Source organism: Methylocystis heyeri (genome assembly GCF_004802635.2).
GTDB lineage: Bacteria > Pseudomonadota > Alphaproteobacteria > Rhizobiales > Beijerinckiaceae > Methylocystis > Methylocystis heyeri.
Map to the genome: position 1 here is coordinate 1660723 of NZ_CP046052.1, position 21258 is coordinate 1681980.

Sequence of the window (21258 nt, forward strand, 5' to 3'; positions counted from 1 at the left end):
TTGGTTTCGGCTAAGAGGCTCACCGCATGAATAAGCGCTATCAGATTTTCGTTAGCTCCACTTATGTCGATTTAAAGGAAGAGCGCGAACGGGTCATTTACGAATTAACAAAAACAGGACTCATTGCGGTTGGAATGGAGCAGTTTCGCGCCACAGACGAAGAGCAAATGGAATATATTCGTCCTCAAATCGACGACACTGACTACTACATTCTTATTATAAAAGGCCGCTATGGTTCCTTGGCGCCAGACGGTTTGAGCTACACTCACAAAGAATACTTATATGCGCGCAAGAAAGGAATTCCCGTCCACGCCTTCTTGTACAAAGACATAAATAACCTGAAGTTTGGAGAGATGGACAATAGCGTTGACTTAATCGATAAATTAAATAAATTCCGCGATGAGTTATCATCACAGAGGATAGTAGATTTTTGGGAAACAACAGATGATCTCGTTTGGAAAGTGAAGGACAGCATCAACTCATCCATCAGGCGACGACCAGGTATCGGCTGGATTCGTGGCGATCAAGCAATGGACCTCAACGTTTATAAAGAGCTTGAAGCAGCGAGAAAAACAATTGATCAACTTCGCAACCAAGTGACGCAAAGCGAGAATGCCGCAGTTTCATTCCCTAAAGACACATCCAGCGGTGCAGATTTGTACAATATCAGATGCGTGTCATTCCTCAATGGGAGAGAATATGAAAATTTTAGCTTTTCAATGAGTTGGGATGAAATATTTATGTTTTTTATAGAGCATATATACATCGAAAAACCAGAAGACAATATCATGGGACTCCTTTCACAACACATAATAAACAAGAAATACGGTAATAGCCAAGACATTAGCACCAACCAAGCTTCTCTAAGACTAGAAGAATTTACCCAAATTCGTACTCAACTGGAATTCCTTGGCTTGATCGAAGCCATCACGAAAGACACTGGTATCGGCAAGCGGTTACATTGGAGGTTAACCGATAAAGGCCGGAAATACATCGGACAGCTCACGGCCATCCGACGCAATTCGGCAGAATCCCCTACTCCACCGGCTCCACGGCCGTGATCTCGATCCCGAAACCCGAAAGCCCGATATAGGCGCGGGGTTTGGGCTGGGTGCTGCGCAGGCGAATCGAGGAAACCCCGAGATCCTTCAATATCTGCGCCCCGAGCCCGACATCGTGCCAGTTGCGCTTGCGGCTTTCCTCGGCGTTCTCGGCCTGGGGCCGCACCACATTGGCGGGCACGCCGGCGGCGCCGTCGCGCAAGTAAACCAGCACGCCCCTGCCCTCGCGGGAAAAACGCGCCAGGGTCTTCCTGATGACCTCGGCCCCGCCCATGACATCCGCCAGAATATCGGCGCGGTGCAGCCGCGCTGGAACGTCGCGCCCGTCGCCGATCGAGCCGACCACGAAAGCGAAATGCTGCACGCTGTCGAAAGGCGTGACATAGGCGTGGCCGGTCATTTCCCCGGCGTCGGTGGACACCGGAAAGGTCGCGACCCGCTCCACCAGTTTCTCGCGCGATTGGCGATAGGCGATGAGATCCGCGACCGACACCACCACCAGCTTGTGCTCGCGGGCGAATTGCGTGATCTGCTCGCCGGTCATCACCGTGCCGTCGTCATTGGCGAGCTCGCAAATGACGCCGACCGGGGGCAGTCCGGAGAGACGGCACAGATCGACCGCGGCCTCGGTGTGGCCCGAGCGCATGAGCACGCCACCCTCCCGGGCGATCAGGGGAAACACATGGCCGGGCCGGACGAAATCGCCCGCGCCCATGTTTCCGTTGGCGAGCGCGCGCACGGTGTTGCAGCGCTGCTCCGCCGAAATGCCGGTGGTGAGCCCGTGCCGGACGTCCACCGAGACCGTGAAGGCGGTGCCGAGCGGGGCGTCGTTCTGCGCCACCATCGGTGCGAGATGCAGGCGCCGCGCTTCCTCCAAACTCAGCGGAGCGCAGACGATGCCGCAGCAATGGCGGATGATGAAGGCCATTTTTTCCGGCGTGCAGAGCGATGCGGCGATGACGAGATCGCCCTCGTTCTCGCGGTCGTCGTCGTCGGTCACGACCACGATCTCGCCGCGGGCGAAAGCCTCCAGGGCTTGCATGATGGACTGAGGCAAAGCTAACTCCGGGACAGCAGGAAAAGCGCGAGACATAGGCTTCGCGGCTGGCTGTGTTTCCCGATCATCTAGCGCGCTTTCCGCCCGCATGGAAACTGGCGGAGGAGGAAATCGGCCGGACGATCCGGCCGAAGCGGCGCTTTCGTTCAATTGAAATCCGGCTCGACGGCGCGCTCACGCAGCCGGACGCCGCCGCATTTCGAACAAGGCGCGAATCGGTAGCCGGCCTCGCCCGCGAGCAGCGCTCTGGTGGGCTCCCGCCGCATCGGCGCATCCGCGCCGGCGACCGAGACGAGCCTGACCTGGATTTCGTCGCCGAGGCGGAACTCGGTGTCCTCGATCCACTCCACGCTCTGGTCGCCGAGAGGGTCGGAGGTGTCGATGCCGCCGACCCGCAGATCGAGGCCGTCTATCCCGGAGCCCTCGACCGCGCGGGATGAAGCGAGGGCGCCCTTGCCGACCCAGGTCAGCATAAGGGATACGGCGCCGCTGTCCTCCAACCCGGCTACAGCGACTTTCCTGCCGTTTTTCCAGATTTCGAATCCGAGCACCTGACCTCCTCGAGCCGAATGGCTTCGACCGTCCTGAAGGTGTTTCTAGGTCCAAACCATTTCCAATCGCGCCCAGTTTTCACTCAAATTTTAGCCGTTGATTTTGGCGACGGTTTTGGCCACACGAACGCGCACGGACCGCCCGCTTCGGCTGAGGAGACAAAGGAAAATGATCGGACGGTCGAACCCGCAGAAGCTCTTCCTGGCTCTGGTCCTGGCCGTTTTATGGGGCGTCCCCGCGGCGGCGGCCTGCCGCGATTTCGAAGAGGGAGCGGCCTCCTACGCCATATGCGAGTTCGACGCGCGCAAGAGCGACATACGGCTGTTCCTCGAGGACTCCAAAGGCGTGGTGTTGGGGAGTTTTTCCGCTCTCGAAAGCGCGCTGAACGCCAAGGGCGAAGCGCTGGCCTTCGCCATGAACGCCGGGATGTACGACCAGAACCGCGAGCCGATAGGCCTGTTCATCCAGCGCGGCCAGATCGTTCACCCCGCCAACACCCGCCCGGGCGCAGGCAACTTCCACATGAAGCCCAATGGCGTGTTCTGGATCGACGATGGCAAAGCCGGGGTCACGGAAACGGGCCGTTTTCTCAGCTCCCGTCTGCATCCCGCCTATGCCACGCAGTCAGGCCCGCTGCTGGTGTCCGGCGGCCGGATCAACCCTCACATTCATGACAGCGGCAGTTCGGAAAAGATCCGTAACGGCGTCTGCGTGGCGGAAGGGCGGTTCGTCCGTTTCGTGATCTCCAACCAGCCTGTCACCTTCCACGCCTTCGCCCATCTCTTCCGCGAACGGCTGCAATGCGCCGACGCCCTGTTTCTCGACGGCTCGATCTCCTCGCTTTACGCTCCCGAACTCGGGCGCCGCGACCGTTTCATGCCGATGGGACCGATTGTGGGCGTGGTGAAGAAACCGTGACCTGTGCAGCCGCGACGATAAGCGCGCACGCGGCGCCATTGCCCTATTCATAATAAAATGAATACTTAACCGAAGCCGCGCCCGATCCTGCGCGCGCCCATATTGGAAGGCTCCTGATATGCGATCGATCCTGCGGACTCTTGGTCTTCTCGCCTGCCTCACGCCGCTCGGCGCGCTGGCGCAAGCTTATGGCGAGCGCGGCGGCGGCGATCCGCTGCTGGGAACCTGGCTCCAGACCTATTCCACCGCAGGCCAATGTCCGACCTGCTCGATCACCATCCAGCAGGAGGGCGACGGCTATCTGATCTCGAGCAGCAACGGCTGGTCGGCCAGAGTGGTCGGCGGACCGCACGGCGCGGTCGGCGGCGGCTCTTGGAATACGCATGGCGCATGGGGCGGCGCCCTTCAGCTGCGTCTCAGAACGCACGGCGACGAACTCGAACTGTCGATGACCGCGGAAAGATCCGGGGCCACGCTGACCTCGACCTACGTCGCCGCCGACGCGCGCTGACAGGCGCGCCGGGCCTCCCGGCCCGCGCACCCGCCCCGATCAAGGCAATTTGCCCATCATTTACGGGAGAGGTTCCGTTTCGTTCGAGCGTCTTGTCAGGCCTTCTCAGGCCCGCCGCCAAACAACGAGGACCACCCCGATGACCTTTGCCTCCATAAGCCAGAAACTCCCGTCCCGCGCGGGTTTCCTGCTTCTCTACGCCACGCTGCTGCTCGCGATCGCGCTTCTCATCGCCTGGGCGCTGGGCGTGACGCTGTTTTTTCCGAACGGCGAACTCGCGAGGCATATTGTCGAGCGTCAGGATCTCATCCGCGCACATATCGATTTTCTGATGATGGCCCAGTTCTTCTTTCTGTTCGGCCTGCTCGCGCGCCAATATGAGATCGAGCCGCCGCGCTGGGCCATACTGGCGGCGAGCTTCGGCGCCTTCGTCAATCCCTTGTCCTTCGTGAGACGCGCCCTTGCGCCCAAGCTCGATCCCGCTCTGCTGCCGGAGCCGCATTTCCCGCCCCTCGCCGCGATAAGCTTTTCGGCCGTGACGATCGGCTTTTTGGTCCTGGCCGGGACCGTGGTCCATGCCGCGTGGCGCTCGAATCGCGACGCCCGGAGGATCGTATGAAGAGGTTTGTCGCCGCCTTCGGCGCGCTCTTCTTGGTCGGCGTCGGACAGGCTCTCGCCGCGCCGCGCCTGCTCATACTGAACTTCGAGATTCTGGATACGTCCAACGAGCCGGTCGATCGCAGATCCGAGCATGAGCGCCGGCTGGCGATGATCCGTGATCATATCGCCGAGGCGCTCGACCGGCGCGGACTCTACCAGATCGCCGACAATGCCCTGCTCGAAGCCAGAATTCATGAAATTCTGGCGCGTCAATACTTGCGCGACTGCAACGGCTGCGAGATCGAACTCGCGCAACAGGCGGGGGCCGAGTTCGTCATGCGAGGCAAATTCAACAAGATCAGCACGCTGGTCGGCAGCATGGATATCGAGATCAAGAGAGTCGCGACCGACCGGCCCGTCTATATCCAGAACTTCGGCTTCCGCGGCGACACCGACGAAGCCTGGACGCGAGCGGCGGAATTCTTCGCTCGAAGCCTCGCACGCAAGATGGCCCAGGGGGAAGCCCAATAGTCGGCGGCGGCGGCGTGGAGCCCGAGCCCCCGCCTCCCGGCAGGCCGCGACAGCGCCCCAAAGCCGCGATACACAGGCCCGGGTTCCTCGCGCCGCCCCGCTCCACGCAAACCTTGCGCTTTCGCGCCGAGACCTTTAACCCATGGCCATCAGTTCTCAGCCGGTGGAAAGAGCCATGAAAGCCCGCGTCATCGTCACCCTGAAAAACGGCGTACTCGACCCCCAGGGCAAGGCGATCGAAGGCGCGCTTTCCTCGCTCGGCGTCCCCGGCGTCGCCAGCGTCCGGCAGGGCAAGGTGTTCGACGTCGAGCTTTCGCTGGCCGATAAGGAGGCGGCGCGCGAGGCGCTGACCGCCGCCTGCGAGAAGCTGCTCGCCAACACCGTGATCGAGAATTTCCACATCGAGCTTTGAGCGGAGCCGTTCATGAAAGCCGCCGTCATCGTCTTCCCCGGCTCCAACCGCGAGGGCGACATGGCCCGCGCACTGCAACAGGCGACCGGCCGCAAGCCCGACATGCTCTGGCACGGCGACCATGAACTCCCCGCGGGCACGGACCTCGTCGTGCTGCCGGGAGGCTTTTCCTATGGCGACTATCTGCGCTGCGGAGCCGTCGCCGGACGCGCTGCGATCATGGACGCGGTGCGGGCTCACGCCGCGCGCGGCGGCCTCGTGCTCGGGGTCTGCAACGGCTTCCAGATTCTCTGCGAGAGCGGGCTGCTGCCGGGCGTCCTGATGCGCAACGCCAATCTGCGTTTCGTGTGCAAGATGCAGCATCTTCGCGTCGAGCGCAGCGACACCCCCTTCACCCGCCATTATGCCGCCGGCCAGACGATCGAGGTCGCCATCGCCCATGGCGAGGGCAATTACGAGGCCGACGACGCCACCATCGAGCGGCTGGAGGGCGAGGGTCTCGTGGCCTTCCGTTATTGCGACGCGCAGGGCCGCGTCGGCGGCGCGGCCAATCCCAACGGCTCGCGCAACGACATCGCCGGGATTTTTTCTGATCGGCGCAATGTGCTGGGACTGATGCCGCACCCCGAAAATCTGATCGACCCGCTCGCCGGCGGGATCGACGGGCGCGGCCTGTTCGAAAGCCTCGCCGCCGCCTGAGCGCGGCTGGTCGCCTTTCGGAGGGTGGGCAACATGCCGGAGAGCAGCGGACGCAAGAAATTTCCAGTCGCCTTGGGACTGGGCCTCGCCGCCCTGGCCGCGCTGCTGGCGGCCTTCGGCGCGCGCATCTGGCAGTTCAGCGAGCCGCCCGCGGTCCCGGCCCTATTGCAGGGGCTCGAGGACTCCAGCGCCGCAGGTAGCCAGGAAGCTTTCCTCGCCCGTCTCGACAAGCGCTTTCCCAAAGGCTCATCCGAATCGGCCATGATCGCCGCGCTGCTCGGCGAGGGCTTCAAGCTCCGCAAGGACGCCCATTCGGCGGAACAGGAAGCCGTCTATGAGCGCGGCTCCAGCATCAACGACAGATGCCGGCGCAGCGGTTCGGTGCAGTGGAGCGCCGAAAACGACCGACTGACCGGCGTCAGCGGCGGCTATTACCTGCACTGCCAATAGCTTTACGGCGGCTCACCGCCCCGCGCCATGGGCGATGGTCATCAAGGCGCGCGCGGCTTCCACCCGCGCCATGTCGGCGTGAGCCCGCGCCCTGCCCTGCGCGGCGCGCAGGGTCTCGATGAGGGCGGCGAGCCGCGGCGCCGGCCAAAGCTTGAGATGGGCCTCGATCACCGAGTCGGGAACGGCGAAAAAGCCGCCGCGCTTCACCGTCATCAGGCCGCCCCCGATGCGCCCGCGATGCAGCGAGAGGGCGTAGCGCAAGGCGTTGGAGATCAGCAGCGTCGGATCGCCGCCCTGCGCCAGGGTCTCGTCGAAATCGGCGCCCGCCGCCCGCATTCTCCCGCTGAAGGCGTCCAGCATCACGGAATCGGCGGCGCTTTTCGAGGCGTGCGCCACGATCTCCAATATGTCGGTCGGCTCGATGCGCTTGCGCCCATGCATGTAAAGCAGGAGCTTCTGCAATTCCGAGCGGCTCATCAGCCGGTCTTCGCCGAGCGCCGCCTGCAGCAGCGCGCGCGCTTCCGAGGAGATCGCGAGCCCGGCCTCATGCAGCGTCCTGTCGATCAGCGCGTTCACATCCGCATCGCTGTCGGGCGAACATTCGATCGCGGCGCCGTCCTTGGCGCCCTCGATCAATTTGCGCAGCGGCGCGTCCCTGCGCAACGCTCCCGCCGTGAGTATGACGCTGCAGTCCCTCGGCGGCGCAGCCAGGAGCTTTTCGACGGCCGGCGCCACCGCCTTTGCCCCGGTCTCGACCAGCAAAGCGCGCCGGCCGCCAAAGAGCGGCACGGTGTTGGCCTCGTCGAGCAGCGTAAGCGGATCGGCGGCCACCGCGTCGCCGTTCATTTCGACGAACTGGAAAGGATCGCGGCGGTCGTCGACCCGACGCTCGGCGAGGCGCAGGGCGCGTTCGCGCACCAGCCCGGCGTCCGAGCCATGCACGAGAAACAGAAACACATGCGCGGGCGGCGCTTCGATGAAGCGTTCCGCATCGCCCTTTCTGATCGCGACCATCCGCGGGAAAGCTAAGGCGCCGGCGGACGCGAGGCCAGCGCCGTGGCGACTCTGGTCCTGATTTCGTCGGCGATCACCCTGGCGTTGCGGTTCTCGGCGTCGCGCGCGGCGCGAATATTGGTCAACCGGTTGCTGAAACGGTCGTAGCTCGCAATGTTCAAAGCCACGCCCTTGGTGATTTCTTTTTCGTCGGGCAAGGTCACGAGCGCATATTGCGCGTCGACGATCACGGTGGCGGAGGTCGCGCGCGAGGTCACCGTGTCGATGATCGGCGTGCGGGCGCTTTCCCGCAGCGTCACCGTCAGGCGGTAGCGCGGCGTGACATGCGAGCCGGTGCCGTTGAGCGCGAAGATCAGCTCGTTGCGCACGAAATGCCCGAGCCGGTCGGGAATCGGAACGACGTCGATCGCCTGAAGTTCGTCGGCGAGGCCGGCGTTCGAGCTCAGCGGGCCGTACATGGGCTCTATGCAGCCCGACAAAGCCGTGGCGGCCAACGCCACGGCGGCGAGAACGCGAGCCCGACGCCGCCCCCGATCAAACCACGACATTGACGATCCTCTTCGGAACGAGAATGAACTTCTTCACCGGCCGGCCCTCCAGCGCGCGCTGCACGCCTTCCTGCTTCAAGGCTTCGGCCCGGACCGTCGCCTCGTCCGCGTCATGCGCGACCAGAATCTCGGCGCGCTTCTTTCCATTGACCTGCACCGGCAAGCTTATCAGTTCCTGGGCGATCAGGGTAGGATCGGCGACCGGCCAGGAAGCCTGCGCCGCCAGATCCTCATGACCGAGATCCTCCCAGCATTCCTCGGCGACGTGAGGCGTCATCGGCGCCACCAGAAGGATCAGCTTTTCGGCGGCCTCGCGGAAAGCGAAAGCCAGATCGTCGGAAACGCCCTCTTCGGTCACGGCGTCCAGCGCCGTCGTCAGCTCATTGGCGAATTCGCGGATGCGGGCGATCGCGCTGTTGAAGCGCAGGCGCTCGATGTTTTCGCTCACCTGGGCGACGGCGCGGTGGGTCGCCTGGCGCAGCCTGGTCGCCTCTTCGCCGAACTGCGCCGGAGCCGGCGCATCGATCGGGGCGGCGACGCAGCCGGCTTCGCCGGTTAGGCGCCACAGGCGCTGCACGAAGCGCCACGCTCCCTGCGCGCCTTCGTCCGACCAGATCACGTCGCGGTCCGGCGGCGAGTCCGAAAGCACGAAAAGCCGCGCGGTGTCGGCGCCGTAGCTCGCGATGATGTCGTCGGGGTCGACGGTATTCTTCTTGGACTTCGACATCTTCTCGATCGAGCCGATGACGACTTCGGCGCCGTCCTCGATCAGGAAGGCGCGCCGGCCCTTTTCGTTGGTCTCGAAGCGGATCTCGGCGGGAGAAACCCAGCCCTCCGGGCCTTTGTAGGTTTCGTGCACCACCATGCCCTGGGTGAACAGGCCAGAGAAAGGCTCGGCGATGTCCCCATGGCCGGAATCACGCATGGCGCGGGCGAAGAAGCGCGAATAGAGCAGATGCAGGATCGCGTGCTCGATGCCGCCGATGTATTGGTCCACCGGCAGCCAGCGGCGCAGCGCCTCCCTGTCCGCCGGCGCCGAAGCATTGTGCGGATCGGCGAAGCGCGCGTAATACCAGGACGAGTCGACGAAAGTGTCCATCGTGTCGGTCTCGCGCCGCGCCGGCTTGCCGCAGTTCGGACAGGCGACATGCTTCCAGGTCGGATGGCGATCCAGCGGATTGCCGGGCTGGTCGAAGGTGACGTCCTCGGGCAAGGTGACGGGCAGATCGGCGGAGGGAACCGGAACCGCGCCGCAATCGTCGCAGTGGATGATCGGGATCGGGCAGCCCCAATAGCGCTGGCGCGAGACGCCCCAGTCGCGCAGCTTGTAATTGACCTTGCGCTTGCCCTGCGGGGCGCCGAACAGCAGCGTTCGCTCGAGCCGGGAAGCCGCCGCCTCCTTCGCTTCCGCCACGGTCAGCCCGTCGAGGAAGTCCGAATTGATCAGCCGTCCCTCGCCCTCAAAGGCCTCGTCGGTCACTTTGAGGCTCGCCGGGTCCACGCCTTCGGGACACACCACAGGGGTCGCGCCGAGGCCGAAAATCCGGGAGAAATCCAGATCGCGCTGGTCATGGGCCGGGCAACCGAAGATCGCGCCCGTGCCGTAATCCATGAGCACGAAATTGGCGACATAGACCGGCAGCAGCCAGTTTTCGTCGAACGGGTGGCGGACCTTCAACCCGGTGTCGAAGCCCTTTTTCTCGGCCGTCTCGATCGCCGCGACCGAGGTGCCCATCTGGTGGCATTCGTCGATGAACGCCCCGAGCGCCGCATTGTCCGCGGCAAGCGACTGCGCCAGAGGGTGATCCGCCGCCACCGCGAGGAACTTTGCGCCGAACAGCGTATCCGGCCGCGTGGTGAAGACTTCGATCTCGCGGGCTTCGCCCAGAGCCGACGCAAGCGCGAAGCGCAGCAGCAACCCTTCCGAACGGCCGATCCAGTTGTGCTGCATCAGCCGCACTTTTTCAGGCCATCGCTCGAGCGTCTCCAGGCCCGCGAGCAGATCCTCCGAGTAGTCGGTGATCTTGAAGAACCACTGGGTCAGGTCGCGCTGCTCCACCAGCGCGCCCGAGCGCCAGCCGCGCCCATCGATCACCTGCTCGTTCGCCAGCACGGTGTGATCCACCGGGTCCCAATTGACCTTGGACTGCTTACGGTCGACGATCCCGGCGCGCAGAAAATCGAGAAAGAGCTGTTGCTGGCGGCCGTAATAGGCGGGATCGCAAGTCGCGATCTCCCGCGACCAATCGAGCGAAAGGCCGAGCGACTTGAGCTGGGCGCGCATCGACGCGATATTGGCGTAGGTCCATTCGGCGGGGTGGCGCTTGCCCTGCATGGCCGCGTTTTCGGCTGGAAGTCCGAAGGCGTCCCAGCCCATGGGATGCAGCACGTCGGAGCCTTTGGCGCGCATGAAGCGGGCGATGACGTCGCCCATGGAATAGTTGCGCACATGGCCCATGTGGATGCGCCCGGAGGGATAGGGGAACATCTCCAGCACGTAATATTTGGGCTTTTCGGGGTGCGCCCCCGCCTTGAAGACCTGCGCGTCTTCCCAGATTTTTCGCCACTTGGGTTCGACAGCGGCGAAATTATAGCGTTCGGCTCTCATGATCGGGATTGGTCCGGCTCTAGAGCGCATTATCGCAAAAGCTGACAGGCTTTTGCGATAATGCGCTCCCACTCCTAAACGTGGCGCGATTTCCTGTCGCTCGGACGATTCCGTTCGAGCGGAATGCGCGCTAGCGGGTTTTCCCTGTAATGCCGGGCGCAACGCGGCTTGTCAAAGGCCTAACGCCGGACCGGCGCCGTCCCTTTGTCGGCCCGTCGGCGCGGGTTCGACCGCGCCTGTCGCAGCCGAGCCGCAGTTGACATAGAATATTATTTCTATCAACTTTATGTACTGCTACGCGAACGCCACCTCGGACCGCGCGGCCTGATTAATGGAAATTGGCATGAAGAGCAGCAACTGGCTGAACGCCGTCGCAATGGCCGCCGCAGCGGCGGGACTGACCCTGATCGCGGTGACAAACGCACCGGGCAAGGCCGACGAGCAACTGATCAACGTCTCCTATGATCCGACGCGCGAGCTATATCAGGAGATCAACCCGCTCTTCATCGAGGCCTATCGCAAAGAAACGGGCCGAGGCCTGAATATCGTTCAGTCTCACGGCGGATCGAGCCGGCAAGCCCGCAAAGTCGTCAGCGGCGAACTGAAAGCCGACGTCGTGACGCTCGGCCTCTATTCCGACATCGACAGCCTGCGCAAGAGGGGGCTCGTTGCGAACGACTGGGCCTCGCGGTTGCCCAATCATTCCTCTCCCTACGGCTCGACGATCGTTTTCGTCGTCCGCAAAGGCAATCCCCATTCGATCAAGGATTGGCCCGATCTGCTCCAGCCAGGCGTGGACATCGTCACGCCGGATCCCAGAACCTCCGGCAACGGCAAGCTCTCCGCCCTTGCCGCATGGGCCGCCATCGTCACACGCGGCGGCTCCGAAGCCGAGGCGCGCGGCTATCTGCGGGAATTTTACCGCCATGCCTCGGCGCTGGCCGAAGGCGCGCGCGGCGCGGCGATCAGTTTCGCCACGCAGGAACAAGGCGACGTCCATCTCGTTTGGGAGAACGAAGCGCTCAGGGAAGTCGCGCAATCCGGCGGAAAACTCGAAATCATCTATCCGCCGATCAGCATCCGCGCCGAACCCGTGGTCGCCTGGCTCGACAAATCCCCCGCCCATAAGGGCGATCTCCCCGCGGCCCGGGCCTATCTCAATTTTCTCTTCAGCGACGAAGCCCAAAAGCGCATCGCCAAACTGGGTTACCGGCCGGTCAATCCTGACGCCGCAAAGGCGGCCGGCGTCTCCTTCCCCAAAATAAACCTCATTCCGATCACCGAAATCGCTCGCGACTGGAGCGACGCGAACGACAGGTTCTTTGCCGAGAATGGGGTGATCGACGACGTATTGGGAGCTCCGAAGCAATGATAACGGCTATCCGATATGACCGAACGGCGCTGCGCCGCGATTTCATCGCCGGTCTGACCGTCGCGGCTATCTCTCTGCCCCAGGGGATGGCCTATGCGCTGCTCGCCGGCATCGATCCGCGCTACGGCCTCTATTCGGCGATTGTCGTCACCGCGGTAGCTTCCGTCTTCGGGTCTTCCTCGCATCTCATCAACGGCCCGACCAGCGCGATTTCCCTGGTCGTTTTCGGCGCCCTCGCCAGTTTCGATTCCGAGCAGAGAGTCGAAGCGGCGGAAGCGACCTTTCTCCTCGGCGCCCTGATCGGAACGATCCAGATTTCGATCGCTTTCTTTCGCCTCGGCGACCTGACGCGCTACATTTCGGAGGCGGTCATCCTGGGTTTCATGAGCGCGGCGAGCCTTCTGCTTGCGCTGGGCCAGGTCGGCAACGCGCTCGGCGTGCGCGACAAAGGCACGGGCGCGCAGCATATTCTATATCGCCTCTGGATCACCCTGACCCAGGGCGACCCCCTGAACTACAAGGCGATAGCGGTGACCGTGACGACCCTCGTCCTCGCCGTGCTGCTGCGCCGTTTCGTGCGCCGCTACAAGCTGCCGCAATTCGACATGCTCCTTGCGCTCGTGATCGTCGGCATCGGCGCCTATATCGCCGGTTGGACCATTCCCGGAGCCGACGGCAAGACCCTGATCGCGGTTTCCGGCGCCGTGCCGAGCAGCCTGCCCGCGCCGCATATCCCGCGCGTCGAGCTGTCGTGGTTCAGGGATCTTGCCTCGGACGCCGCCGCGATCGCCTTCCTCGGCCTGCTCGAAGCCCTCGCGATCGCGAAATCGATCGCACATCAGACTCGCCAGCCGCTGGACTACAATCGGCAATGCCTCGCCGAAGGCGTCGCCAATCTCGCCGGAGGCTTCTTCCAGTGCCTGCCCGGCTCCGGCTCGCTGTCGCGTTCCGCCATTAATTTCCAGGCCGGGGCTGCGACCCGGTTTTCCGGCATTCTCACCGCGCTTTTCGTCGCGGCCGCCGTGCTCGCGCTGGCGCCGCTCGCGCGCTTCGCGCCCAAGCCCGCCCTCGCCGCCCTGCTGCTGCTCACCGCGACGCGGCTCATCGACCTTCATCGTCTCGGCTATGCGATGAGGTCGACCCGCGTCGACGCCAGCGTCATGGCGGTCACGTCGCTCAGCGCCATCGCCTTTGGACTGGACGAGGCGATATTGATCGGGGTCGCGCTTTCGATCCTGCTGTTCGTTCCCCGAGCGGCGAGGCTCAGGGCGGTGGAGCTCGTGGTCGATAAAGACGAGGTCGTGCGCGAGCGTCGGCCCGCCGATCCTCCGAACGAAGGTTACGTTCTCTATGATCTCGAGGGCGAACTATTCTTCGGCGCCGGCCCCGAACTCGAACGGACCCTCGAAAGCCTGATGGTCCGCGCGCGCGAACAAGGGCTTCGCCATATCGTGCTGCGGCTCAAACGCGTGCGAAACCCCGACATGGTGAGCCTGGAGCATCTCGAACACTTCCTCAAGGAAACCCAGGCCGAGGGCGTCGCCGTCTGGCTCGCCGGGCTCAAGCCCGATCTGGTCGAATGCTTCGCTCACCTCGGCTTTGCCGCGTGGGTCCCCAAAGAGCGCCTGTTCCAACAAGGCTCGGACGAAGATTCTGCGACGCTCGCGGCGATCCGCGGCGTGCGCGCAGCCTTGTCGGCGCAGCAAAGCGAACAGGAAGACAAGCTTCGCTATCTGGTGTGAAGCGAATAGCGTCCTCGGATGAAGAGACGCGAAGGGGCGCCCTGCCCCCTCGCGTCCAGGTTTTCTTTAGAGCGCATTCCGCAAAAGTTGGCGGACTTTTGCGACAAGAATGCGCTCCATGTATTGATTTTGCGCGATTTCTTATCGCTCGAACGATCATAAGGCGTCCTTTTGGACGCCCGTCATTCATGACGGGCTATAGGGCGTCCTTTTGGACGCCCGTCATTCATGACGGGCTATAGGGCGTCCTTTTGGACGCCCGTCATTCATGACGGGCTATAGGGCGTCCTTTTGGACGCCCGTCATTCATGACGGGCTATAGGGCGTCCTTTTGGACGCCCGTCATTCATGACGGGCTATAGGGCGTCCTTTTGGACGCCCGTCATTCATGACGGGCTATAGGGCGTCCTTTTGGACGCCCGTCATTCATGACGGGCTATAGGGCGTCCTTTTGGACGCCCGTCATTCATGACGGGCTATGGTCGAGCGGAAAGCGCGCTAGCGATCGGCGCCGGTCCCGGGCGTGAACGACACGCCGCGATAGGCTTCCGCGAAGCCCGCGCTGCTGATCGTCTGGAAGCTTTCGCCCGCGGGCAGGGTCTGAGCCGCCAGATTGTCGGTGATCGTCACAAAACGGTTGGGATCGGCGCCCTGGTCGCCGCCGCCGCTCACCGTCGAAGTGACGGCCCAGATCGTCACCGTGCCGTCGCGATTGACGCGGCCGGTGAGGTTGCGAAGGCCGTCCGTCGCGGGCGCCCAAGGCAGATTGGTGGCAGCGTTATTGCCGGTCGGGTAGCCCGAAACCGCGTAAGGCGCGCCGAGATCGAGGCCCTGCTGAAGCACATAGGCGAGAACCCAGGCGTTCTTGGTCTTGTCGAACACCCATTTCTGCAGCCCGGCCTTGGTCTGCTTGGCCGCGTCGGTATAGGTTCCGTTCGGACCCTGGGTGGAATCGAACTTGTTCGACCCATTGCCTTCGTCGGCCACGTAAAGCGTGGTCGGGTTTGCGAACCAGAGGCCGAAGGGGAAGACGTCCGTGGTGTTCTTCGCGATCGTCGTGTTGAAGCCGCTGAGCACGCACATATCGTTGGGCAGGCCGTTCGACCCCTGCAATTGCAGCGCTGTGGTCGGGAGGCCGGCGTTCGGATTGGGCACGCCGACGCCCTTCGGACAGGCGAGAGGCTGGCCGTTCGAGTCTGTTCCGCTGGCGTCGACGAAATAGACCGTGTTGACGCCGTTGCCGCCGCTGCCCTTGGTGAAATAAACGACGTTATTGGAGACGGTCAGACCGCGGAAATTGTCGTCCTTGCCGAGCTTGTCCGCCTTGTCGCCCAACTGCGTGATGTTGAAACTGCCGACGGGCGTGGGCAGGCCGGGGTTCTGGGCGACCAGCGGCGTCGTAGCCTCGGTCAGGATTTGCGCGCCGGCGCCGAGCAGAATGCCATTCGGCTGCGGATTGGAGCCGTTGCCGGCGTTGCCCGAGGCATAGATGAGGTTGGAGGAAGGATTGTTCCGTCCATGGCCGCGGCGATCGTCCGAATGCGTCCAGCCGTCCGGATTGGGGACCAGGATCGCTGCGCGGCCGTTGTTGCCGCTGTAGGCGTTGGTGGCGGTGAAGTGGAAATTGCCGGTCTGGTCGAGATCGGCGACCACGCGGTAATAAGCGGCCGGAACCGGGTTGGTGGAATCGATCACGCCGGGCGTATTGGAGTTGGAGACATCCACCGCGTCGACCGGGGCATAATAGCCCATGAAGGTGACATGCTTCCCGTCGAGCGACAGGTTGAGCCCCACTTCGGATTTCGACGGGAAGCTCGTGACCATCTGGTCCGAATTGGAATTGACGCCGCGCTGAGAGCTGTTCGGCACTTCGATGGAGTTGATGCGCCAGGCCCAGGGCGTGTACTGATCCAGCACGATCTTCGCAGTGACGCCGAAGCTGCCGTCGACGAGCACATTGTTGAAGACCGCCGGATAGACGCCGTTAGCGGTCGCCTTCACGCAATTGGGCGCAACGCAATTCGGCGGCAGGGACTGGCCGACCGAGATATTGTTGGCGTTGTTGTCATAGACGACCCGGCTGACGAGCAGATTGCCGGGAAACAGACGATGGTCGCCGTGGCCCTCGTCCGCAATAGCCGCGCCGCCAAAGCCGGCGATGGCGAAGGCCACCGTGGCGGCGGCCGTGCAGTTTGCTGAAATCGTTTCGCGCTTTTTGAGCATAAAGCCCCCCTTCATTCGCCTGTGCTGTTTTGCGACAGGCTCAGGGCGGGCTCTATCCGGCGCCCGTGACAGGGGTGCGAAGAAAAAACTACAGAAAAAACCGTGCTGCGGCAGGCCTTTGCGCCTGCCGCAACGAATAGAGGCGTCCGCTTTTCAGGCGAACTCCATGATCACGGCGTCGACGGCGAGGCTGTCGCCCGCCTTGGCGACGATTTTCTTGACGGTCACGTCGCGCTCGGCGCGCAGCACGTTCTCCATCTTCATCGCCTCGACCATGCACAGCGCCTCGCCGGCCTTGACCTCCTGACCCTCGGCCACGTCGATGGTCTTGACGAGGCCCGGCATCGGGCAAAGCAGATGCTTGGAGACGCCGGCGTCCTTCTTCTTCGGCATGAAGGTGGCGAGTTCCGCTTCGCGAACCGTATAGACCCGCGCAGCGACGCTGACGCCCTGATGGGAAAGTTCATAGCCGTTGAGGATCGCACGCGCCTGAACGAACACCGTGTGGCCGTCGACCGTGCCTTCGAACACCGGTTCGCCGGGCCGCCAGTCGGAGGACACGCGATGAGCGCGGTTGTCCCCTTGCGCGAATCGCACGATCAAAGCTTCGCCCTGGGATTCGATCGAAACGTCGAAACGCTGGTCGGCCAGCATGCATACGCGGTCGCGGGCGAAGCGAACCGGCGCGCCATTGCGCAGCTGCCCGGAAATATTGCGCTTACGCTCGTTGCCGATGTGGTCCATCAGCGTCGCCACGGCGGCGAGGACATGCGCCAGTTCGCCCTGGGGCTCCGGCGCGACGAAGCCGCCCGCATATTCCTCGGCGATGAAGCCGGTCGAGAGTTTTCCCGACCGCCAGCGATCATGCATCATGAGCGAGGACAGGAAGGGAATATTGTGGCGGATGCCGTCGATCACGAAACGGTCGAGCGCGTCGGCCTGCGCCTGGATGGCGGCGAGACGATCCGGCCCATGGGTGACCAGTTTGGCGATCATCGGATCGTAGTGAATAGAAATTTCGCGCCCTTCGGTGACGCCCGTGTCGTTGCGCACGGTGATTCCGTCGGCGCGCTTTTCCTCCGGCGGGCGGTATTTCACCAGACGGCCGATGGAGGGCAGGAAATTGCGCGTCGGATCTTCGGCGTAGATGCGGCTTTCCACCGCCCAGCCCTTGATCTTGACCTCCTCCTGCCTGATCTGGAGCGGCTCGCCCGCGGCGACGCGGATCATCTGCTCGACGAGATCGATGCCGGTGATGAGTTCGGTCACCGGATGCTCGACCTGCAAGCGGGTGTTCATCTCGAGGAAGTAGAAACTCTTGTCCTGCCCGGCGACGAACTCGACCGTTCCGGCCGAGTTGTAGTCCACGGCTTTCGCGAGCGCCACGGCCTGCGCGCCCATCGCAGCGCGGGTCTCTTCGTCGAGCAGCGGCGAAGGCGCTTCCTCGATGACCTTCTGGTTGCGGCGCTGGATCGAACATTCACGCTCGTTGAGGTGAATGACATTGCCGAAGCTGTCGCCCAGCACCTGGATTTCGATGTGGCGCGGATTGACGATGAATTTTTCGATGAAGACGCGGTCGTCGCCGAAGGAGGACGCGGCTTCGGAGCGGGCGCGGTTGAAGCCTTCGACGACTTCGTCGGCCTTGTAGGCGACTCGCATGCCCTTGCCGCCGCCGCCGGCGGAGGCCTTCAGCATGACCGGATAGCCGATCTCATTGGCGATCTTGACCGCTTCCTCGCCGTCCTGAATCACGCCGAGATAGCCCGGCACGACATTGACCTTGGCCTTGGAGGCGAATTTCTTCGATTCGATCTTGTCGCCCATCGCCTCGATGGCCCTGGGATTGGGGCCGATGAAGACGATATTGGCGTCCGCGAGCGCCTTGGCGAAAGCCGCGCGCTCCGAAAGGAAGCCGTAACCCGGATGCACCGCCTCGGCGCCCGTGATCTTGCAGGCCTCGATGATCTTGTCGATCAGCAGATAGGATTGGGCGGCGGGCGGCGGGCCGATATGAATCGCCTCGTCCGCCATTTCCACATGCAGCGCGTCGGCGTCCGCGTCCGAATAAACGGCTACCGTGGCGATGCCCATGCGACGGGCGGTCTTGATAATGCGGCAAGCGATCTCGCCGCGGTTGGCGATCAGTATTTTGCGAAACATGCGCGCCCCAGATTAAAGCGTTTGACGCGCCCGCCTCCGCTCCCCCGGAAACTGGCGGGCGCCGGTTGTTGTTGTTTTTACTTTGCTTCGGCGTCGTCCTCGGGCCGCTTGGCCTGGACGCTGTCGATAATGCCGAACGCCTGCGCCTCATCCGCGGTCATGAAGTGGTCGCGGTCGAGGGTCTTCTCGATGAGGTCGTATTCCTTGCCCGTATGCTTGACATAGATGTCGTTCAGGCGGCGCTTGATCTTCAAGATGTCTTCCGCATGACGCTGAATGTCGGAGGCCTGGCCCTGGAAGCCGCCCGAAGGCTGGTGCAGCATGACGCGGGCGTTGGGCAGAGCGAAGCGAAGCCCGGCCTCGCCCGCGCAGAGCAGCAGCGAACCCATGGAAGCCGCCTGCCCGACGCAGAGGGTCGAAACCTTCGGCTTGATGAATTGCATGGTGTCGTAGATGGCGAGGCCCGAAGTCACGACGCCGCCGGGCGAGTTGATATAAAGCGAAATTTCCTTCTTCGGGTTCTCGGACTCGAGGAAGAGCAGCTGCGCGATGATCACCGACGCCATGTGGTCTTCCACCTGGCCGGTCAGGAAAATGATGCGCTCGCGCAGCAGGCGCGAATAAATGTCGAAACCGCGTTCGCCCCGCGAGGTGTTCTCGATCACCTGCGGAATGAGATACTGGTTATACACTTCGATAGGATCGCGCATCTTCGGTGCCTTTCTCGCCCTTGGAGGGCCGCCGCCCCCGTTCAGGGCGCGGCAGTCCTGCCTCTAGTCATATTTCGTCCGGGCGGCAAGACGCAAAACCAGGACCAGCCGGGAAACGGGGAGGGGAAGACCCCCTCTATGGGGCGCCCCCGACTCACTTTCGCGGGGAAGTCGCCCCCCGGAAGGCGGGCGAGCGGGGAATATAAAGACGCAGAACAGGCTGCGCTTCACCTCACCCCGCCGCTTCGCGGCGACCCTCCCCCGTCTCGAGGGGAGGGAAAGCGCCTCACGCCCAATCGCCCGGTCTGGTCCGACCGAGCCGATCAGGCCGCTTCGTCTTCGTCCTCGGCGAACAGCTCCTCGCGGGTGACGGTCTTGTCGGCGATCTTGATGACGCCGCTCAGATGGGCGACCACCCGCTCCTCATAGATCGGGGCTCGCAACTGGGCCAGGGCCGCTTCGTTGTTGCGGTAGAAGTCCCAAACCTGCTTTTCCTGGCCGGGGAACTGCCGCGCCCGCTCGATGACGGCGTCGGTGAGGTCTTTTTCCTCGACCTTGACGCCTGCCCGCTGGCCGATTTCCGCCAAAACCAGTCCGAGGCGCACGCGCCGCTCGGCGATGGCGCGATATTCGGCGCGCAGCTCTTCCTCGCTCTTGCCTTCGTCGGTCGCGGTCTTGCCGGCCCGCTTGCGCTCGGCCTCGAACTCGCGCCAGATCGACTCGAATTCCTGGTCGACGAGGCCCTGCGGCAGCTCGAAGCTGTAGCGGACGTCGAGCGCATCCAGCAGGGCGCGCTTGAGCTTGTCCCGCGAGGCCTTGTCGAAGTCGGCTTCAATATTGCCGCGCACGGCCTCCTTGAAGGCGTCGAGCGTATCGAAGCCGTATTTCTTGGCGAACTCGTCGTCCAGCGCCTGGGCCTTGGGAGCCGCGACCGCCTTCACGACGACGTCGAACTCGGCTTCCTTGCCGGCGAGATTCTGCGCCGAGTAGTTCTCGGGGAAGGTCACTTTCACGACGCGCTGATCGCCCGTCGCCGCGCCTTCGAGCTGCTCCTCGAAGCCCGGAATGAAGGTTCCGGAGCCGAGCACGAGATCGATGTCGCCGCCCGTGCCGCCCTCGAAGGGGACGCCGTCGAGCTTGCCGGCGAAATCGATGGTCACCTTGTCGCCTTTTTCAGCCTTGGCGCCCTCTTCCGCCTTGGGCTCGAACTCGCGGATGCGCTCGGCGAGCTTCTCGATCGCCGACTGGACGTCCTCGTCGGTCACGGGAGCGACGGGCTTCTCCAGCGAGATGTCGTCCAGCACGCCGATTTCGAAGGTCGGCAGCGTCTCGAAAGAAACGACGAAGGAGAAATCGCCAGCCGCTTCGAGCGCCTTCTCGACTTCTTCCTGGGCCGGGAAATCGAGCTTCGGCTCCATGGCGACGCGCAACTGGTTTTCGTCGAGGATCTTGCGGTTGGCCTCGTTCACGGCCTCCTGCAGCACCTCGCCCATGAGGCTCTTTCCGTAGAGCTTCTTGAGGTGGGAAACCGGAGCCTTGCCCGGGCGGAAGCCCTTGATGTGAGCCTTGGCGCGCATCTCCTGGAGCTGCGTCTCGAGCTTGGCGGCCAGATCGCCCGCCGGCAACACAACCTTAAATTCCCTTTTCAAGCCCTCGGAAAGGGTTTGCGTCACTTGCATGTCATTCGCCTTCCGCAATAGCCCGCCGCTCGCGGCGGGGCGTTCCTGAGACGCCGTTGAGCGTCTGTTCTGGCGGCGCTTACGAGCGCCGAAGCCTCTCTGCGCGCATCGAGCGCGCGGAAATCACATTAGCGAGCCTGGCCAAAGGCCTTCGGCAAGCCAGACGCCGGCCTTGCGGCTCGGGCCTCTCGATGACGCTTGCGCCGGGTTTTGGTGCGGGCGGAGGGACTCGAACCCCCACGACTTGCGTCACCGGAACCTAAATCCGGCGCGTCTACCAGTTCCGCCACGCCCGCGACGGGAGGTCTTTCGACCATAACCCACGGTCGCCGGAAGGCTGAGCCCGCCGACGCGTCGCGCCGCTCTATAGCATGACGGATCGTCCGTGCAGCAGAAATTATGCGTAAA

General features: G+C 63.3%; 19 protein-coding genes and 1 tRNA gene. 10 read left to right on the forward strand and 10 right to left on the reverse strand.

The features are described from left to right. Positions 1-26: 26 nt before the first annotated feature. Entirely contained in the window at positions 27-1061 is a 1035-nt protein-coding gene (locus tag H2LOC_RS07455) for a DUF4062 domain-containing protein (protein ID WP_136495824.1), read from the forward strand. On the opposite strand, the gene ribB is transcribed toward H2LOC_RS07455, so the two are convergent. Then, entirely contained in the window at positions 1036-2154 is a 1119-nt protein-coding gene (gene ribB / locus H2LOC_RS07460) for a 3,4-dihydroxy-2-butanone-4-phosphate synthase (protein ID WP_425487326.1), read from the reverse strand. The genes H2LOC_RS07455 and ribB overlap by 26 nt on opposite strands. Before the next feature lie 110 nt (positions 2155-2264). After that, positions 2265-2669: a hypothetical protein gene (locus tag H2LOC_RS07465; RefSeq protein WP_136495826.1), complete on the reverse strand. Its 405-nt coding sequence runs from the start codon at positions 2667-2669 to the stop codon at positions 2265-2267. A 169-nt stretch (positions 2670-2838) separates the two neighbouring features. On the opposite strand from H2LOC_RS07465, the gene H2LOC_RS07470 reads away from it, so the two are divergent. The 7 genes from H2LOC_RS07470 (at position 2839) to H2LOC_RS07500 (ending at position 6791) form a co-directional block, all read left to right on the forward strand. Then, on the forward strand, positions 2839-3588 hold the full coding sequence (locus H2LOC_RS07470) for a phosphodiester glycosidase family protein (RefSeq protein ID WP_136495827.1): 750 nt from the start codon (positions 2839-2841) through the stop codon (positions 3586-3588). A 118-nt stretch (positions 3589-3706) separates the two neighbouring features. After that, positions 3707-4099, forward strand: a complete 393-nt coding sequence (locus H2LOC_RS07475) for a hypothetical protein (RefSeq protein ID WP_136495828.1) — start codon at positions 3707-3709, stop codon at positions 4097-4099. Positions 4100-4238: 139 nt separating this feature from the next. Then, a complete protein-coding gene (locus H2LOC_RS07480; protein ID WP_154331594.1) occupies positions 4239-4718 on the forward strand; it encodes a hypothetical protein in 480 nt (159 codons plus the stop codon). After that, entirely contained in the window at positions 4715-5230 is a 516-nt protein-coding gene (locus H2LOC_RS07485; protein WP_136495829.1) for a DUF3280 domain-containing protein, read from the forward strand. The genes H2LOC_RS07480 and H2LOC_RS07485 overlap by 4 nt, the downstream gene beginning before the upstream one ends. A 175-nt stretch (positions 5231-5405) precedes the next feature. After that, a complete protein-coding gene (purS, locus tag H2LOC_RS07490; protein WP_136497028.1) occupies positions 5406-5642 on the forward strand; it encodes a phosphoribosylformylglycinamidine synthase subunit PurS in 237 nt (78 codons plus the stop codon). A 12-nt stretch (positions 5643-5654) separates the two neighbouring features. Continuing rightward, positions 5655-6341 carry a phosphoribosylformylglycinamidine synthase subunit PurQ gene (gene purQ / locus H2LOC_RS07495; protein WP_136495830.1) on the forward strand — a complete coding sequence of 229 codons (687 nt, stop codon included), beginning with the start codon at positions 5655-5657 and terminating at the stop codon, positions 6339-6341. Positions 6342-6374: 33 nt separating this feature from the next. Beyond that, entirely contained in the window at positions 6375-6791 is a 417-nt protein-coding gene (locus H2LOC_RS07500) for a hypothetical protein (protein WP_136495831.1), read from the forward strand. A gap of 12 nt (positions 6792-6803) precedes the next feature. Here H2LOC_RS07500 and holA read toward each other — a convergent pair whose 3' ends face one another. Genes holA through leuS form a run of 3 tightly spaced genes read right to left on the reverse strand, consistent with a single transcriptional unit; the run spans position 6804 to position 10961 of the window. Next, entirely contained in the window at positions 6804-7805 is a 1002-nt protein-coding gene (gene holA, locus H2LOC_RS07505) for a DNA polymerase III subunit delta (protein WP_136495832.1), read from the reverse strand. Positions 7806-7816: 11 nt separating this feature from the next. Beyond that, the gene (locus tag H2LOC_RS07510) at positions 7817-8353 is read right to left on the reverse strand and encodes an LPS assembly lipoprotein LptE (protein ID WP_136495833.1); all 537 of its coding nucleotides are present in this window, start codon (positions 8351-8353) and stop codon (positions 7817-7819) included. Next, on the reverse strand, positions 8340-10961 hold the full coding sequence (leuS, locus tag H2LOC_RS07515; RefSeq protein WP_136495834.1) for a leucine--tRNA ligase: 2622 nt from the start codon (positions 10959-10961) through the stop codon (positions 8340-8342). Before leuS ends, H2LOC_RS07510 begins: the two co-directional genes overlap by 14 nt. Positions 10962-11304: 343 nt before the next feature. Here leuS and H2LOC_RS07520 point away from each other — a divergent pair, with 343 nt between their 5' ends. Further along, positions 11305-12333 (forward strand): sulfate ABC transporter substrate-binding protein, encoded by a 1029-nt coding sequence (locus tag H2LOC_RS07520; protein WP_136495835.1) that lies wholly within the window; start codon positions 11305-11307, stop codon positions 12331-12333. Continuing rightward, a complete protein-coding gene (locus H2LOC_RS07525; RefSeq protein WP_136495836.1) occupies positions 12330-14075 on the forward strand; it encodes a SulP family inorganic anion transporter in 1746 nt (581 codons plus the stop codon). The genes H2LOC_RS07520 and H2LOC_RS07525 overlap by 4 nt, the downstream gene beginning before the upstream one ends. A 498-nt stretch (positions 14076-14573) precedes the next feature. Here the strand turns inward: H2LOC_RS07525 and H2LOC_RS07530 are convergent, their stop codons facing one another. The 5 genes from H2LOC_RS07530 to H2LOC_RS07550 all read right to left on the reverse strand — a co-directional run bounded on the left by H2LOC_RS07530 (position 14574) and on the right by H2LOC_RS07550 (position 21146). Beyond that, the gene (locus H2LOC_RS07530) at positions 14574-16298 is read right to left on the reverse strand and encodes a hypothetical protein (RefSeq protein WP_202620544.1); all 1725 of its coding nucleotides are present in this window, start codon (positions 16296-16298) and stop codon (positions 14574-14576) included. 153 nt (positions 16299-16451) lie between these two features. Then, positions 16452-18461 (reverse strand): acetyl-CoA carboxylase biotin carboxylase subunit, encoded by a 2010-nt coding sequence (locus H2LOC_RS07535; protein WP_136495837.1) that lies wholly within the window; start codon positions 18459-18461, stop codon positions 16452-16454. Positions 18462-18538: 77 nt separating this feature from the next. Continuing rightward, a complete protein-coding gene (locus tag H2LOC_RS07540; protein WP_136495838.1) occupies positions 18539-19171 on the reverse strand; it encodes an ATP-dependent Clp protease proteolytic subunit in 633 nt (210 codons plus the stop codon). A gap of 323 nt (positions 19172-19494) precedes the next feature. Beyond that, complete coding sequence (gene tig / locus H2LOC_RS07545) at positions 19495-20850, reverse strand: trigger factor (protein ID WP_136495839.1); 1356 nt, start codon at positions 20848-20850, stop codon at positions 19495-19497. Positions 20851-21061: 211 nt separating this feature from the next. Further along, positions 21062-21146: transfer RNA gene (locus H2LOC_RS07550), tRNA-Leu, on the reverse strand. Between the last annotated feature and the right edge of the window lie 112 nt (positions 21147-21258).

Excerpts from the sequence above, each read along its gene's own strand:
- purS (WP_136497028.1), top strand. The coding sequence starts at position 5,406 with ATGAAAGCCCGCGTCATCGTCACCCTGAAAAACGGCGTACTCGACCCC.
- H2LOC_RS07530 (WP_202620544.1), bottom strand. The coding sequence starts at position 16,298 with ATGCTCAAAAAGCGCGAAACGATTTCAGCAAACTGCACGGCCGCCGCC.
- H2LOC_RS07455 (WP_136495824.1), top strand. The coding sequence starts at position 27 with ATGAATAAGCGCTATCAGATTTTCGTTAGCTCCACTTATGTCGATTTA.
- ribB (WP_425487326.1), bottom strand. The coding sequence starts at position 2,154 with ATGTCTCGCGCTTTTCCTGCTGTCCCGGAGTTAGCTTTGCCTCAGTCC.
- H2LOC_RS07480 (WP_154331594.1), top strand. The coding sequence starts at position 4,239 with ATGACCTTTGCCTCCATAAGCCAGAAACTCCCGTCCCGCGCGGGTTTC.
- H2LOC_RS07500 (WP_136495831.1), top strand. The coding sequence starts at position 6,375 with ATGCCGGAGAGCAGCGGACGCAAGAAATTTCCAGTCGCCTTGGGACTG.
- H2LOC_RS07510 (WP_136495833.1), bottom strand. The coding sequence starts at position 8,353 with ATGTCGTGGTTTGATCGGGGGCGGCGTCGGGCTCGCGTTCTCGCCGCC.
- H2LOC_RS07470 (WP_136495827.1), top strand. The coding sequence starts at position 2,839 with ATGATCGGACGGTCGAACCCGCAGAAGCTCTTCCTGGCTCTGGTCCTG.
- leuS (WP_136495834.1), bottom strand. The coding sequence starts at position 10,961 with ATGAGAGCCGAACGCTATAATTTCGCCGCTGTCGAACCCAAGTGGCGA.
- H2LOC_RS07485 (WP_136495829.1), top strand. The coding sequence starts at position 4,715 with ATGAAGAGGTTTGTCGCCGCCTTCGGCGCGCTCTTCTTGGTCGGCGTC.
- H2LOC_RS07520 (WP_136495835.1), top strand. The coding sequence starts at position 11,305 with ATGAAGAGCAGCAACTGGCTGAACGCCGTCGCAATGGCCGCCGCAGCG.
- H2LOC_RS07540 (WP_136495838.1), bottom strand. The coding sequence starts at position 19,171 with ATGCGCGATCCTATCGAAGTGTATAACCAGTATCTCATTCCGCAGGTG.
- holA (WP_136495832.1), bottom strand. The coding sequence starts at position 7,805 with ATGGTCGCGATCAGAAAGGGCGATGCGGAACGCTTCATCGAAGCGCCG.
- H2LOC_RS07475 (WP_136495828.1), top strand. The coding sequence starts at position 3,707 with ATGCGATCGATCCTGCGGACTCTTGGTCTTCTCGCCTGCCTCACGCCG.
- H2LOC_RS07535 (WP_136495837.1), bottom strand. The coding sequence starts at position 18,461 with ATGTTTCGCAAAATACTGATCGCCAACCGCGGCGAGATCGCTTGCCGC.
- H2LOC_RS07525 (WP_136495836.1), top strand. The coding sequence starts at position 12,330 with ATGATAACGGCTATCCGATATGACCGAACGGCGCTGCGCCGCGATTTC.
- purQ (WP_136495830.1), top strand. The coding sequence starts at position 5,655 with ATGAAAGCCGCCGTCATCGTCTTCCCCGGCTCCAACCGCGAGGGCGAC.
- tig (WP_136495839.1), bottom strand. The coding sequence starts at position 20,850 with ATGCAAGTGACGCAAACCCTTTCCGAGGGCTTGAAAAGGGAATTTAAG.